The following is a 13,442-nucleotide window of genomic DNA, read 5'->3' as shown; positions in this document are numbered from 1 at the left end:
GAGGGAGGGCCTCACGGCAGCGGGGGCGGAAGGAAGGACCTCACGGCAGCGGGGCCGGGCGTCCGCGCCTCCCGGCCTTCCGACCGCCGGGCCGCGGGACCGGGAGACCGGGGCCGGGGACGGGCCGGGGCCGGGAGGCCGGGAGGCCGGGAAACCGGGAGACCGAAAGACCGGGGCCAGGAGACCGGGGCCGGGTTCGGGATGCGCGGCCGGGACAGAGGCGGGAAGCGCGGCCGGGAGACCGAGGCCGGGGCAGGGAAGCCGGGAGACCGAGGCCAAGAGACCGAATCCGGGGCCGCGGTCGGGCCGGGGACGGGCCGGGGACGGGAAGCGCAGCCAGGGGCAGGGGCCGGGGGGAAGCGCGGCCGGGAGAGCGGAGGCGCACGGCCGGAAAGGGGCGGCGCACGGCCGGAGAGCGCGCGCCCGGCCGTCGCCCGGGTCAGTCGTCGGTCGCTGCCGCGGGCAGTGCCGCGGCCGCCCGTACCCAGCCGCGGGAGCCCCGGGCGAGCAGCCACCGCGTGGTCTCCTCCGGCGGCATCGCGGCCGCGACCAGCCAGCCCTGTACGGCGTCACAGCCCAGGTCGCGCAGCCGCTCCCAGGTCTCGTCGTCCTCCACGCCCTCGGCGACGACGAGCAGGCCGAGGGAGTGCGCCAGGTCGACGGTGCAGCGCACGATCTCGGCGTCCTCGGTGTCGACGGCCAGCCGGGCCACGAAGGAGCGGTCGATCTTCAGCTCGCTCACCGGAAGCCGGCGCAGGTGGACGAGCGAGGAGTAGCCGGTGCCGAAGTCGTCCAGGGACATCTTCACGCCGTGCCCGGTCAGGGCGTTGAGGGTGTCGGCCGCACGCTGCGGGTCCTCCAGGAGGACGTGTTCCGTGATCTCCAGTTGGAGCGCTCCCGCGGGGACCCCGTGCCGGGCCAGCCGGGCGGCCACCGCACCCGCGAAACCCGGGGTGTGGACGTCGCGCGGGGAGACGTTCACCGCGACCGGCACGAACAGGCCCTGGCTGCGCCACTGGGCGACCTGTTCGAGCGCCGTCTCCAGCACGTACTCGGTGAGGTGGGGCATCAGCCCCGAGGACTCGGCGATCGCTATGAACTCGTCCGGCGGGACCTTGCCGCGCTCGGGGTGCACCCAGCGCACCAGGGCCTCCAGGCCGGCGACCTGGCCGTCGAAGCGGACCTTGGGCTGGTAGTGCAGCTGGACCTCGTGGGCGTCCAGGGCGCGGCGCAGGTCGCCGAGGAGGCCCAGCCGGTCCGGGGTGTTGGAGTCCCGCTTGGACTCGTACACCTCGACCCCCGTACGGTCCCGCTTCGCCTGGTACATCGCCACGTCGGCGCGGCGCAGCAGCCCCTCGGCGTCCAGCGCGTGGTCGGGGAAGACGGCGACCCCGGCGCTGGCCTCCAGGACGAGGGTGAGCCCGTCCAGGTCCAGCGGGGAGCTGAGCGCGGACGCGAGGCTCCGGGCGAGCCGGGCCGCCGACGTGGTGGAGTCCGCGACGGGCAGCAACACGGCGAACTCGTCGCCGCCGAGCCGCGCGGCCTCCGCCCCGCGCGGCAGGGCCTGGCGCAGCCGGTCGGCGGTCTGCAGCAGCAGCCGGTCTCCGGCGAGGTGCCCGAGCGTGTCGTTGACCGACCGGAACCGGTCGAGGTCGATCAGCATGAGAGCGGAGCGGGCGCCGATGCGCTCGGCGTCGTCCAGTGCGGTCCAGGTGCGCTCCAGGAGCCACTGACGGTTGGGCAGGCCGGTGAGCGGGTCGCGCAGTTGTTCCTCGGCCCGGGCCCGGGCGATCCACAGGGTGGAGTCGAGGGCGATGAGCGGGATGGCGAACAGCGGCAGCAGCAGCGGCTTGGCGACGGCCACCACGCAGATCAGCGGGGCGATGCCGAGCAGGGCCACAGCTACCAGGCCCTGTCTGACCAGCGCGGTGCGGGCCACGGTCGGCAGCCCGGGGCGGGGCGTCTGGAGATACCACAGCAGGGCCCGGGTGACGGCGAGGTAGGCGACGGCGACGAGCGCCACCTTGGGCGCCGCGGTCAGTCCCCAGGTGTTGGGGTCCCAGGGCTCTTCCACGGACGGGACGGAACCGCAGAGGGCGAGGACGAGGGCGCCCGCGGCGATGCCGAGGATGTCCACCGCGCCGTGCAGCACGCCCTGCCGCCAGCGGCCCCGGCGGGCTATGCCGACCAGGACGACGACGGTGAGGCTGACCATGCCGGCCGGGACCCAGCCGTACAGCAGCAGGACGGCGAGGGTGAGGGCGGCGCCGGAGCCGGTGCCGCCCCACCAGCGGGAGCGGCCCAGCATGACGAGGTGGCCGACGACGACGCCGGCCAGCACGGCCAGCGACCAGCCGACGGTGCCGGACGGGAAGAGGGCGTGGCCGTCGGTGAACGCGCGGTAGAAGCCGGCGCCCAGCACGAAGGCGGCGGCCGCGACGATCCCGGCGGGCAACGCGGGCAGGGACGGGTGCCGTTCGCCCTCGGCGTACGGCAGGCCCGGGGTGTGGCCGACGGCCTGCGGCGGCAAGCCGCCGGCGTCCGCCGCGGGATGCGCGGCGCCACCACCCTCGCGTTGCCCGAGCCACCGGCTCACGTGCCGCGCGCCCACCATGCGGCGCAGGCGCAGCCGTGAGCCCGCGGCGGCGCTCTCGGTCGGTTCCATTCCCGTCCCTCTCACAGCCCGGCGGTGCCCACGCCACGCGGCCCCGCCTCGACCACCCTCAACGGCTCCGCGTTGGAGACCCTGCCTCCGTCGTCCGGGGCAGGGAAGATGCGCCCCGACCGCAGCTGGGCACGGCAGGTGCACACCTCAACAGTAGGCCGCGGAAGGCTTCCAGGGGCACCGGTCGCCGACGGTTGCCCGAATGCGACCCGGCCACCCGTATGCATCTGATATGCGCCGATCGGGTGGCCTTCAACCGCTATTACTCGGCCGAAAGCGCGACTCCGGTTGCTGCTTCGGGCCCCTGTTCGAGCAGGACGCCGAAACCGTCCTCGTTCAGAACCGGAACCTTCAGCTGCATCGCCTTGTCGTACTTCGAACCCGGGTTGTCACCGACCACGACGAACGACGTCTTCTTGGACACCGATCCGGTCACCTTGGCGCCCCGGCTCTGCAGTGCGTCCTTGGCTCCGTCCCGGGTGTGGTTCTCCAGGGTGCCGGTGACGACGACGGTGAGCCCCTCCAGCGGGCGCGGCCCTTCGTCCTCGCCCTCCGAGCTGTCCTCCAACGGCACCCCGGCCGCCTTCCACTTGCGGACGATCTCACGGTGCCAGTCGACGGCGAACCACTCCTTGACGGCGGCGGCGATGGTGCCGCCCACGCCGTCGGTGCTCGCCAGCTCCTCCTCGGTGGCCTGCTCGATGCGCTCGACGGAGCGGAACTCGCGGGCGAGGGCCTGGGCGGCGACCGGTCCGACGTACCGGATGGAGAGGCCGTTGATGAAGCGGGCCAGCGGGCGGGTCTTGGCCTCCTCGATGTGCTGCAGCAGGGCGAGGGTGTTCTTCTTGGGCTCGCCCGCCTTGTTGGCGAAGACCGTGACGATCTTCTCCTCGCCGGTCTCGGGGTCGCGCTTGGGCAGCCCGCTGTCCGGGTCGAGGACGTACGCCTTGATGGGCAGCAGCTTCTCCACGGTGAGGTCGAAGAGGTCGCCCTCGTCCACCAGCGGCGGCGCGGCCGGCTCCAGCGGCCCGGTCAGCGCGGCCGCGACCACTCCGCCGAAGTGCTCGATGTCCAGGCACTGGCGGCCGGCGAGGTAGGCGACGCGCTCGCGCAACTGGGCCGGGCAGGCGCGTGCGTTGGGGCAGCGGAGGTCGATGTCGCCCTCCTTCATGGCCTTCAGCGGAGTACCGCACTCGGGGCACTCGGCCGGCATCACGAACTCCCGTTCACTGCCGTCCCTGAGGTCGGCGACCGGCCCGAGGATCTCCGGGATCACGTCGCCGGCCTTGCGCAGCACCACGGTGTCGCCGACGAGCACGCCCTTGGCCTTGACGACCTCCTGGTTGTGCAGCGTGGCGAACTCGACCTCGCTGCCGGCCACGGTGACCGGCTCGACCTGCGCGTAGGGCGTGACGCGGCCGGTGCGGCCGACGCCGACCTTGATGTCGACGAGCCGGGTGTTGACCTCCTCCGGCGCGTACTTGTACGCGATGGCCCAGCGCGGTGCGCGCGCGGTGGAGCCGAGCCGGCCCTGGAGGCGGATCTCGTCGAGCTTGACGACGACCCCGTCGATCTCGTGCGCGACGGAGTGCCGGTTCTCGCCGTAGTACGCGATGAAGTCCCGTACGCCGTCGAGGCCGTCGACCACCCGGTTGTGCGGGGAGGTGGGCAGGCCCCAGCCCTTCAGCAGGTCGTAGGCCTGGGAGAGGCGGGTCATGCCCGCGTAGCCCTCCAGGACGCCGATGCCGTGGACGACCATGTGCAGCGGGCGGGTGGCGGTGACGCGCGGGTCCTTCTGGCGCAGCGAACCGGCCGCCGCGTTGCGCGGGTTGGCGAAGGGCTTGTCCCCCGCCTCGTTCAACCGGGCGTTGAGTTCCTGGAACTTCTCCATCGGGAAGTAGACCTCGCCGCGGATCTCCACGAGGCCGGGGACCTCGTCCCCCGCCAGGCGCTCGGGGATCTCGGCGATGGTGCGGACGTTGGGTGTGATGTCCTCGCCGGTGCGGCCGTCGCCGCGGGTGGCGGCGCGCACGAGCCGGCCGTGCTCGTAGGTGAGGTTGACGGCGAGTCCGTCGACCTTCAGCTCGCACAGGAAGTGGTACTCCTGCTCGCCCAGCTCTCTCGCGATGCGCTCGGTCCAGGCCGCCATCTCCTCGTCGTTGAAGGTGTTGTCGAGGGACAGCATGCGGGTGGGGTGCTCGACGGCCGTGAACTCGGTCGCGTAGGCACCGGCGACCTTCTGCGTCGGGGACTCGGGGGTGCGCAGCTGCGGGTACTGCTCCTCCAGCTCCTCCAGGGTGCGCAGCAGCCGGTCGAACTCCGCGTCGCTGACGACCGGGGCGTCCTTCACGTAGTACCGGAAGCGGTGCTCCTCGATCTGCTCGGCGAGCTGCACGTGCTTCTCCCGCGCCTCGGCTGGCACGCTCGTGGTCTCCGCTTGCTTGTCGCCGGCCACCGTGTGGTCCTCCCGTTACTCTGGGTTGTCCGCGAGGGATCTCGCCGCCCGGACGCAGTGGGCGAGCGCACGGCGGGCGTACTCGGGTGACGCGCCCGCGAGTCCGCACGCCGGAGTGACGGTGACCGCCTCCGTGAGCAGCTCGGGACGCAGCCCCAGCCTGCGCCACAGCGTCCTGACACCCATGACGCTACCGGCAGGGTCTGACAATGCCGTGTCCGTGCCGGGTACGACACCGGCGAGCAGCCGGGTGCCGCCCTCGACGGCCTCACCGATCGCGTCGTCGTCACGTTCCGTGAGCAGCGCGAAGTCGAAGGAGACGCCGGCGATCCCCGCCCGGCGCAGCAGCGCGAAGGGCACGTCGGGGGCGCACGAATGGACGACGACGGGGCCGTCCCCGTGCACGCCGGCGACCTCGCGGAGGGTCGCCTCCACGACCTGCCGGTCGACCGCGCGGTGGGTGCGGTAGCCGCTGGCGCTGCGGACCTGCCCGCGCAGCACGGCGGTGAGCGACGGCTCGTCGAGCTGGAGCACGGGCCGGGCTCCGGGCACGCGGCGGCGGACCTCGGCCAGGTGCAGGCGCAGGCCCTCGGCGAGCGAGGCGGCGAGGTCGCGGCAGGCGCCGGGGTCGGAGAGGACCGCCTCGCCGTTCCTCAGCTCCAGGGCGGCGGCGAGGGTCCACGGACCGACGGCCTGGATCTTGAGCGGCCCCTCGTAGCCCTGGGTGAACTCCTCGAGGGCGTCGAGGTCCTCCCCGAGCCAGGCCCTGGCCCGCTTGGTGTCCCGGCCGGGCCGGTCCCCGAGCCGCCAGCCGCTGGGCTCCACGCGCGCGTACAGCTCGACGAGCATCCCGGCGGTGCGGCCGGTCATGTCGGCGCCGGGGCCGCGGGCGGGCAGCTCGGGGAGGAAGGGGAAGTCCTCGAAGGTGCCGGCGGCGGTCTTGGCGGCCTCCCGGGCGTCGTGGCCCGGGAGGCTGCCGATGCCGGTGGCGGGGGCGAAGTTGTCGTTCACGGGAGAAGCGTACGCAGGGGGTACGGGGCTCGATCTCGCCCCCGCCGCCCCTTCACGTCCCGTCCCGTCCCCGAGGGCTGGGGCTCGGCACCGGCACGTGAGGAATCAGCGTCCCGGGCGGACCGTCAGGTCGTTGACCTCGGCGTCCCTCGGGAGGTCGAGGGCCATCAGGATCGTCGTGGCGACGGAGTCGGGGTCCATCCACTTGCCGGGGTCGTACTCCTTGCCCTCCTGCTGGTGCACCTTGGCCTGCATGGGGCTGGCGGTGCGGCCGGGGTAGACCGAGGTGACGCGGACGCCGTTCGCGTGCTCCTCCAGGCGCAGGGAGTCGGCCAGGGCCTTGAGACCGTGCTTGGAGGCGCAGTACGCGGACCAGTCGGCGTGGGCGTTGAGGCCGGACCCCGAGTTGACGAAGACCACCTGGCCCTGGGCGACACGGAGTTGCGGCAGGAGGAGGCGGGTCAGCTCGGCGGGGGCGACCAGGTTGACGTTCAGCTGGTTGGTCCAGGTCTTCGGGGTGAGGTCGCCGACCGGCCCGAGGTCGACGACCCCGGCGACGTGCAGCAGCGAGTCCACCCTCTCGGGCAGGCTCTGGTGCGAGAGGGCCCAGGACAGCCTGCCCGGCTCGGCGAGGTCGCCGACGAGGGTCTTCGCGCCGGGCAGTGCGGCGGCCAGTTCCTTCGCGCGGCCCGCGTCGCGGGCGTGCAGCACGACCTCGTCGCCCCGTTCGTGCAGGCGGCGGGCGACGGCCGCGCCGATGCCGGAGCCCGCCCCGGTGATCACATGTGTAGCCATGCCCGCCATGCTCGCATCACCGGCGGCTCACCCGATGCCCTGGCTCTCCTCCAGGTGGGCCAGCGCGCCGACCGGCTCCTCGGCGAAGAACACCAGGTCGGTGAGGGGGCGCGGCAGGAAACCCTCGTCCTCCATACGGCGGAACTGCTCCCTGAGTCCGTCGTAGAAGCCCGCCGTGTTGAGCAGGACGACGGGCTTGTCGGTGTGCCCGTGCTTCTTCAGCTCCAGGATTTCCGTGGCCTCGTCGAGCGTGCCGGTGCCGCCCACCATGATGACGACGGCGTCGGCCTTCTCCAGCAGCAGCCGCTTGCGCTCGGCGAGGTCCGGTGCGATCACCATCTCGTCGGCGCCCTCGCGCGCCTTGGCGGCCAGGAAGTCCACCGAGACCCCGAGCAGCCGCCCTCCGGCCTCCTGCACACCGTCGGCGACCACCTTCATCAGACCGACGTCCGAACCGCCCCAGACCAGCGTGTGGCCGCCCTTGCCGAGCAGTTCGGCGAACTGCCGCGCGGGGCGCGTGTAGCGCTCGTCCAGGTCGGCGGCGGAGAGGAAGACGCAGATGTTCATGGCGTCCACCGTACGGCCCGCCCGGCACGGGAAGAACCCGGCGTCCGGCCATGCTGTAGTGACCGGGACCACCGCCGTCGAGGAGGACGAAGTGACCAAGGGACACGAAGGACTCAAGGGGCTGACGGGACACCGCGTCACCGTCGAGCCGAGCGGCCGGCACGTGCGCGTGGTGCACGGCGGGCAGGTGCTCGCGGAGAGCGACGAGGCGCTCGTACTGCACGAGACGGGCCTGCCGGACCGGTACTACATCCCGCCCCGTGACGTACGCCTGGACCTGCTGACCCCGTCCGGCACGCACACGCACTGCCCCTTCAAGGGCGACGCCTCGTACTGGTCCCTGCCGGACGCGGCGGACCTGGTCTGGGCGTACCCGGAACCGAAGCAGGAGGTGGCGGAGATCAAGGACCACCTCTGCTTCTACGAGGTCGAGGTGGGCTGAGCGACCGGTCGCACGCCGTGGGCGGTCGGCACCGCCCACGGCCGGTCGGACACACCCCGATGCGGTCGGACACACCCTGATGCGAGGGGTGCGAGGGGGTGCGGTGGCCCCTGAAGGGGGTCCCGAAGGCCCGTGGCGGTCGGCATTCGGCCATGTTGACTTGACGTGACCCTGACACTGCGGTGGTTTCTGTGAGACCTTCCCTGACAGGCCCGCCGTCGCGTCCCGCCGCGTGGCGTGGGCGGGCCCCCGACTCCCACCCCCACACACGCGGCGAGAAGGAGAGACATGAGGCTCGCACCGAAACTCTCGTGTGTCACCGCTCTGGTCGTCGCCGCCGTGGCCGGTGCCGCCACCGCCGCGGGTGCGGCGGGTCCCGCCGCCCAACAGGTCGACGGCTCCCTCACCGTCCTGGGCGTCACCTGCGCCTGGGCCGACGCCGCCACCAGCGCCGACCCGCCCTCCACGCTGACCATCGACCGCGCCTCCGTCAACAGCGGCGTCAGCTGCGGCGGCGGCGCGAGCGCCACTCTCAACAACGATCCGACGCTCACCTTCGACGAATCGGGCGCAACCGCCACATCCGATCTCATCGACATCACGGTGAACCAGAGCATCGTCTCCTGCTCCTACCAGGCCTCCGACGCCGGCTGGACCGGCGACGGCTCCACCGGCGCCTATCAGAACCAGGCGTTCACGGCCTCGAAGACGTCCGGCAGCTTCCTCTGCCCGTCCTCGGTCGCCCTCGACGCCGGCGCCGTGTCCCTCACCTTCCACTGATCCGGCGCGTCCCCGGGCACCGCAACCGCAGCGGCCGCGCCGCCGCCGGCGGGACTCCCTCCGGCGGCGGTGCCGGCCTCCCGGGGCCCTTGCCCCGGGCCTCAGGCCGCCGACGTCGCGCGCACCGTCGACGCGATCGTCGCCGAGCCGACCACGCGGCTGCCGTCGTACAGGACGATCGCCTGGCCGGGGGCCACCCCGCGCACCGGGGCGGTGAAGGAGACCTCCAGGGTGCCGTCGACCAGTTCGGCGCGGACCTCGGTCTCGCCGCCGTGGGCGCGGAGCTGGGCCGTGTAGGTGCCGGGCCCGGTGGGGGCGGCGCCGCACCAGCGGGGCTTGACGGCGCGGAGGGCGTCGACGTCGAGGGCGTCGGCGGGGCCGACCGTCACCGTGTTGTCGACCGGGGAGATGTCCAGGACGTAGCGCGGCTTGCCGTCGGGGGCGGGGGTGCCGATCCGGAGGCCCTTGCGCTGGCCGACGGTGTAGCCGTACGCGCCCTCGTGGGTGCCGAGCCGGTTGCCCGCCTCGTCGACGATGTCACCCTCCGCCTTGCCGAGGCGGTCCGCGAGGAAGCCCCGGGTGTCGCCGTCGGCGATGAAGCAGATGTCGTGCGAGTCGGGCTTCCTGGCGACCGCGAGGCCCCTGCGCTCGGCCTCCGCGCGGATCTCGTCCTTGGTGGTGAGGGTGTCGCCGAGCGGGAACATCGCGTGCGCGAGCTGCCGGTCGTCGAGCACGCCGAGGACGTAGCTCTGGTCCTTGGCCATGTCGGAGGCGCGGTGCAGCTCGCGGACGCCGTCCTCGCGCAGGACCACCTTCGCGTAGTGGCCGGTGCAGACGGCGTCGAAGCCGAGGGCCAGCGCCTTGTCGAGCAGCGCGGCGAACTTGATCTTCTCGTTGCAGCGCAGGCACGGGTTCGGGGTGCGGCCCGCCTCGTACTCGGCGACGAAGTCCTCGACCACGTCCTCCCGGAAGCGGTCGGCGAGGTCCCACACGTAGAACGGGATGCCGATGACGTCGGCCGCGCGGCGGGCGTCCCGCGAGTCCTCGACGGTGCAACAGCCCCGGGCGCCGGTGCGGAAGGACTGCGGGTTGGCGGAGAGCGCGAGATGGACGCCGGTCACGTCGTGCCCCGCCTCGGCCGCGCGGGCGGCGGCGACGGCGGAGTCGACCCCGCCCGACATGGCGGCGAGGACGCGGAGGGGACGGGTGCGCTGCGGGGTGTCAGTCATAGCCCCTCCAGGGTACGGGGAGGATGGGAACCGGAGCGCGCGGATATGCGTTGAAGATCGTATGAGGGCTGACGAGGAATCGACGAACGGGTCCGCCGGCGGGTCCGTCGGCGGCTCCACGGGCGACGGGCCCTCGGGGCGTTCCGGCCGTTCCAAGGACGGCGACCGGCGCATCGGCAGGCGTGCGCTGATCGTCGGGGGTACGGCGGCGGCCGTGGGCAGTGCCGTGCTGGCCCGCGACGAGCTGACGCGGCTGTGGTGGCGCATACCGGGAATCGAGCGGCCCCGTGAGGGCGGCGTCGACTACGCGGGCGCGAACTGGGTGGCGGCCTCCGAGGCGAACTGGCGGCGGGCGGACCGGCCGGACGACTTCGGCATCGACATGGTGATCGTGCATGTCACGCAGGGCAGCTTCGACAGTGCCGTACGGGCCTTCCAGGACCCGGGGCACAAGGCGTCCTCGCACTACATCGTCGGGCAGGACGGGCGCGTGACGCAGATGATCCGCGAGCTGGACGTGGCGTACCACGCGGGCAACCGCGACTACAACGAGCGCAGCGTCGGCATCGAGCACGCGGGGTTCGTGGACCGTCCGCAGGACTTCACGGACGCGATGTACGCGGCCTCCGCCAAGCTGACCGCGCAGATCTGCCTGCGGTACGACATATCCGTGGACCGCAAGCACATCATCGGCCACGTGGAAGTGCCCGGCACCGACCACACCGACCCGGGGCCGCACTGGGACTGGGACCGGTACATGAAGCTGGTGCGGCGCGCGGTGACGAGCGGGCGGGCCAAGCCGTCGCCGAGCGGGTCCTCGTCCTCCGAGCCGTCGCCGGACGGGGCCTCGAAGCCGCCGGCCGGCGCCTGAGCACAGCGGCCCGGCGATCCGGCGCCTACGACAGCCCCGCCGCCCTGGCCCGTTCCACCGCGGGTCCGATCGCCTTGGCCAGCGCCTCCACGTCGGCCCGCGTCGAGGTGTGGCCCAGTGAGAAGCGCAGGGTGCCGCGGGCCAGGTCGGGATCGGTCCCGGCGGCCAGCAGGACGTGGCTGGGCTGGGCGACGCCGGCGGTGCAGGCGGAGCCGGTGGAGCACTCGATGCCCTGGGCGTCGAGCAGCAGGAGGAGGGAGTCGCCCTCGCAGCCCGGGAAGGTGAAGTGCGCGTTGGCCGGGAGGCGGCCCCCGGGTGACGGGTCGCCGCCGAGGATCGCGTCCGGCACGGCCGCGCGCACGGCGTCCACCAGGTCGTCGCGCAGGGCACCGATCTCGCGGGCGAACCACGCGCGCTGCTCGGCGGCGAGGCGGCCGGCCACCGCGAAGGAGGCGACGGCGGGGACGTCGAGGGTGCCGGAGCGGACATGGCGTTCCTGGCCGCCGCCGTGCAGGACGGGCACGGGCGTGTACTCGCGGCCGAGGAGGAGCGCGCCGATGCCGTAGGGACCGCCGATCTTGTGGCCGGACACCGTCATGGCGGCGAGCCCGGAGGCCGCGAAGTCGACCGGGAGCTGGCCGAAGGCCTGCACCGCGTCGGCGTGCAGCGGGACGCTGAACTCGGCGGCCACGTCGGCGAGTTCCCGGACCGGCATGACGGTGCCGATCTCGTTGTTGGCCCACATGACCGTGGCGAGGGCCACGTCCTCGGGGTTGCGGGCGACCGCCTCGCGCAGCGCCTCGGGGTGGACGCGGCCGTGGGAGTCGACCGGCAGGTACTCGATCCGGGCCCCCTCGTGCTCGCCGAGCCAGTGGACGGCGTCGAGGACGGCGTGGTGCTCCACGGGGCTGGCCAGGACCCGGGTCCGGACCGGGTCGGCGTCCCGGCGGGCCCAGTACAGGCCCTTGACGGCGAGGTTGTCCGCCTCTGTGCCGCCGGAGGTGAGGACCACCTCGCTGGGGCGGGCGCCGAGCGCTTCGGCGAGGGTCTCGCGGGCCTCCTCGACGGTGCGCCGCGCCCGGCGGCCGGACGCGTGGAGGGAGGAGGCGTTGCCGGTGACGCCCAGGTGCGCGGCGAGTGCCTCGACCGCCTCGGGAAGCATCGGGGTGGTCGCTGCGTGGTCGAGGTAAGCCATGGTGGGGCCGATTCTACGGGGCGTCCGCGGGCGGCCCGAGATCAAGGTCGGTCTCCCGCGCCCGCCCCGGCGGACCGTGCTCGCCGCGACTCACGGGGGCTCGCTCCCAGGCTCGCTCACAGGCTCCAGGACATCGTGCTGTCCGCGGACATGAACGCCACGAGGACCAGCAGGTCGGCGACGCCGAGACCGAGGCCGAGGAGGGCGCGTCCGCGGCGTGCGGTGCCGCGCCACAGGGCGACGGCGGCCAGGACGATGGCGACCGGGCCCAGGAAGACGTTGAGCACGAGCAGGCCGAGCAGACCGAGGACGAAGGAGGCGACGGCCATCCCGTCGGTGTCCCGGATACCGGTCTTCCGCGCGTCGGTCTGCTGCGCGTTCGTGCGGTCGGTGCGGGTGGCCGGTGCGGTGAGCTGCATGAGGTTCTCCCAACGGTGCGACGGGCCGTGCCGGCAGCGGGCCGTGCCGGCGGCGGTCCCGGGCGGTGCGACGGGCCGGACGGTGCGACGGGCCGGCGTCAGTGCGTGGACGTGCTCCGCCGGCGGCCGTACCGCTCGCGGACGGCGAAGACTCCGAGCCAGACGGCGATGACCAGGCCGGCGGCGACGGAGAAGGTGAGCGGCGCGTGGGCGACGGTGCCCAGCACTGCCCCGAGGAGCAGGAGTGCGACGACGAGAAACAGCATGGTGCGGATCCCCCAGCCTTCGGCGGTGAACGATTGCGGTTACATTTGTTCACTGACTCCTCAGTCTAACGCGTGACACGGCTTTCCAATTCCAGAGAACAGTTGTTAACTGCATGGCATGAGTCACACCCCAGGCGTTCGGCAGGCGCAGAAGCAGAAGACCCGGCAGGCGCTCATGGACGCGGCGCTCGGCCTGCTGGAGGACCAGAGCCTGAGCAGCCTGGGTCTGCGCGAGGTCACCCGTGCCGTCGGCGTGGCGCCGACCGCCTTCTACCGGCACTTCCGCTCCACGGCGGACCTCGGTGTGGCCCTGGTCGAGGAGGCGCTGGGCAGCCTGCACCCGATGATCCGGACGACGATGTCACCGGTCGAGGACGACGACGAACGCATCGCCCGCGCGGTCGAGTTGATCGCCGGCCATGTGGCCGCGCACCCCGCCCACGTCCGTTTCGTCGCGCGGGAGCGGCACGGCGGCGTCCAGCCGGTCCGGGAGGCCATACGGGAGCAACTGGCGCGGTTCGCCGAGGAGGTGAGGGCCGAGCTGGCCACGGACGCGTCGGCCGCGGGCTGGAGCGACGCCGATCTGCGGATGCTGGCGGGTCTCTACGTCGACCAGATGCTGATCACGGCGTCCCTGTTCCTGGAGACGCTGGACGCCCCCCGGGAGGAGCGCCGCCGGGCGGCCGCGACGGCGGCGAGGCAACTGCGCCTGATCGGCGTCGGCCGCCGGCACTGGCTGGACTGACG

At 73.2% G+C, this 13,442-nt stretch carries 13 protein-coding genes; 4 read left to right on the top strand and 9 right to left on the bottom strand.

Annotated features, from left to right (window positions below; all coding sequences use genetic code 11):
* Positions 1-439 precede the first annotated feature (439 nt).
* From HZS56_RS17000 to HZS56_RS16980, 5 genes are all read right to left on the bottom strand, one after another.
* A complete protein-coding gene (locus HZS56_RS17000; protein ID WP_216721539.1) occupies positions 440-2,665 on the bottom strand; it encodes a putative bifunctional diguanylate cyclase/phosphodiesterase in 2,226 nt (741 codons plus the stop codon).
* Positions 2,666-2,927: 262 nt separating this feature from the next.
* Positions 2,928-5,120 carry an NAD-dependent DNA ligase LigA gene (gene ligA / locus HZS56_RS16995; protein WP_216721538.1) on the bottom strand — a complete coding sequence of 731 codons (2,193 nt, stop codon included), beginning with the start codon at positions 5,118-5,120 and terminating at the stop codon, positions 2,928-2,930.
* Between the two features lie 15 nt (positions 5,121-5,135).
* Entirely contained in the window at positions 5,136-6,131 is a 996-nt protein-coding gene (locus HZS56_RS16990) for a methionine synthase (RefSeq protein WP_216721537.1), read from the bottom strand.
* A 105-nt stretch (positions 6,132-6,236) separates the two neighbouring features.
* Positions 6,237-6,926 (bottom strand): SDR family oxidoreductase, encoded by a 690-nt coding sequence (locus tag HZS56_RS16985; RefSeq protein WP_216721536.1) that lies wholly within the window; start codon positions 6,924-6,926, stop codon positions 6,237-6,239.
* Positions 6,927-6,953: 27 nt separating this feature from the next.
* On the bottom strand, positions 6,954-7,493 hold the full coding sequence (locus HZS56_RS16980) for an LOG family protein (protein ID WP_216721535.1): 540 nt from the start codon (positions 7,491-7,493) through the stop codon (positions 6,954-6,956).
* Positions 7,494-7,584: 91 nt separating this feature from the next.
* On the opposite strand from HZS56_RS16980, the gene HZS56_RS16975 reads away from it, so the two are divergent.
* Positions 7,585-7,935, top strand: a complete 351-nt coding sequence (locus HZS56_RS16975; protein ID WP_308408087.1) for a DUF427 domain-containing protein — start codon at positions 7,585-7,587, stop codon at positions 7,933-7,935.
* A 288-nt stretch (positions 7,936-8,223) separates the two neighbouring features.
* Positions 8,224-8,715, top strand: coding sequence for a hypothetical protein (locus tag HZS56_RS16970; protein ID WP_216721533.1), 492 nt, complete (start codon positions 8,224-8,226; stop codon positions 8,713-8,715).
* Positions 8,716-8,816: 101 nt separating this feature from the next.
* Here the strand turns inward: HZS56_RS16970 and mnmA are convergent, their stop codons facing one another.
* Entirely contained in the window at positions 8,817-9,944 is a 1,128-nt protein-coding gene (gene mnmA / locus HZS56_RS16965; RefSeq protein ID WP_216721532.1) for a tRNA 2-thiouridine(34) synthase MnmA, read from the bottom strand.
* 61 nt (positions 9,945-10,005) lie between these two features.
* On the opposite strand from mnmA, the gene HZS56_RS16960 reads away from it, so the two are divergent.
* On the top strand, positions 10,006-10,815 hold the full coding sequence (locus tag HZS56_RS16960; protein WP_216721531.1) for an N-acetylmuramoyl-L-alanine amidase: 810 nt from the start codon (positions 10,006-10,008) through the stop codon (positions 10,813-10,815).
* A 25-nt stretch (positions 10,816-10,840) separates the two neighbouring features.
* Here HZS56_RS16960 and HZS56_RS16955 read toward each other — a convergent pair whose 3' ends face one another.
* The 3 genes from HZS56_RS16955 to HZS56_RS16945 form a co-directional block, all read right to left on the bottom strand.
* Positions 10,841-12,010, bottom strand: a complete 1,170-nt coding sequence (locus tag HZS56_RS16955) for a cysteine desulfurase family protein (protein WP_216721530.1) — start codon at positions 12,008-12,010, stop codon at positions 10,841-10,843.
* A gap of 116 nt (positions 12,011-12,126) precedes the next feature.
* Positions 12,127-12,429 (bottom strand): DUF4190 domain-containing protein, encoded by a 303-nt coding sequence (locus HZS56_RS16950; RefSeq protein ID WP_216721529.1) that lies wholly within the window; start codon positions 12,427-12,429, stop codon positions 12,127-12,129.
* 98 nt (positions 12,430-12,527) lie between these two features.
* The gene (locus HZS56_RS16945; RefSeq protein ID WP_216721528.1) at positions 12,528-12,695 is read right to left on the bottom strand and encodes a hypothetical protein; all 168 of its coding nucleotides are present in this window, start codon (positions 12,693-12,695) and stop codon (positions 12,528-12,530) included.
* A 118-nt stretch (positions 12,696-12,813) separates the two neighbouring features.
* On the opposite strand from HZS56_RS16945, the gene HZS56_RS16940 reads away from it, so the two are divergent.
* On the top strand, positions 12,814-13,440 hold the full coding sequence (locus HZS56_RS16940; protein ID WP_216721527.1) for a TetR family transcriptional regulator: 627 nt from the start codon (positions 12,814-12,816) through the stop codon (positions 13,438-13,440).
* Positions 13,441-13,442: the final 2 nt, after the last annotated feature.

Source organism: Streptomyces mayonensis, assembly GCF_018982965.1.
GTDB lineage: Bacteria > Actinomycetota > Actinomycetes > Streptomycetales > Streptomycetaceae > Streptomyces > Streptomyces mayonensis.
This window is presented reverse-complemented; position numbering and strand designations above follow the sequence as displayed.

What these genes read in the sequence shown, in the direction of transcription:
- HZS56_RS17000 (WP_216721539.1), bottom strand. Translation starts at nt 2,665, where the DNA reads ATGGAACCGACCGAGAGCGCCGCCGCGGGCTCACGGCTGCGCCTGCGC.
- HZS56_RS16940 (WP_216721527.1), top strand. Translation starts at nt 12,814, where the DNA reads ATGAGTCACACCCCAGGCGTTCGGCAGGCGCAGAAGCAGAAGACCCGG.
- HZS56_RS16980 (WP_216721535.1), bottom strand. Translation starts at nt 7,493, where the DNA reads ATGAACATCTGCGTCTTCCTCTCCGCCGCCGACCTGGACGAGCGCTAC.
- mnmA (WP_216721532.1), bottom strand. Translation starts at nt 9,944, where the DNA reads ATGACTGACACCCCGCAGCGCACCCGTCCCCTCCGCGTCCTCGCCGCC.
- HZS56_RS16985 (WP_216721536.1), bottom strand. Translation starts at nt 6,926, where the DNA reads ATGGCTACACATGTGATCACCGGGGCGGGCTCCGGCATCGGCGCGGCC.
- HZS56_RS16945 (WP_216721528.1), bottom strand. Translation starts at nt 12,695, where the DNA reads ATGCTGTTTCTCGTCGTCGCACTCCTGCTCCTCGGGGCAGTGCTGGGC.
- HZS56_RS16955 (WP_216721530.1), bottom strand. Translation starts at nt 12,010, where the DNA reads ATGGCTTACCTCGACCACGCAGCGACCACCCCGATGCTTCCCGAGGCG.
- HZS56_RS16970 (WP_216721533.1), top strand. Translation starts at nt 8,224, where the DNA reads ATGAGGCTCGCACCGAAACTCTCGTGTGTCACCGCTCTGGTCGTCGCC.
- HZS56_RS16950 (WP_216721529.1), bottom strand. Translation starts at nt 12,429, where the DNA reads ATGCAGCTCACCGCACCGGCCACCCGCACCGACCGCACGAACGCGCAG.
- HZS56_RS16960 (WP_216721531.1), top strand. Translation starts at nt 10,006, where the DNA reads ATGAGGGCTGACGAGGAATCGACGAACGGGTCCGCCGGCGGGTCCGTC.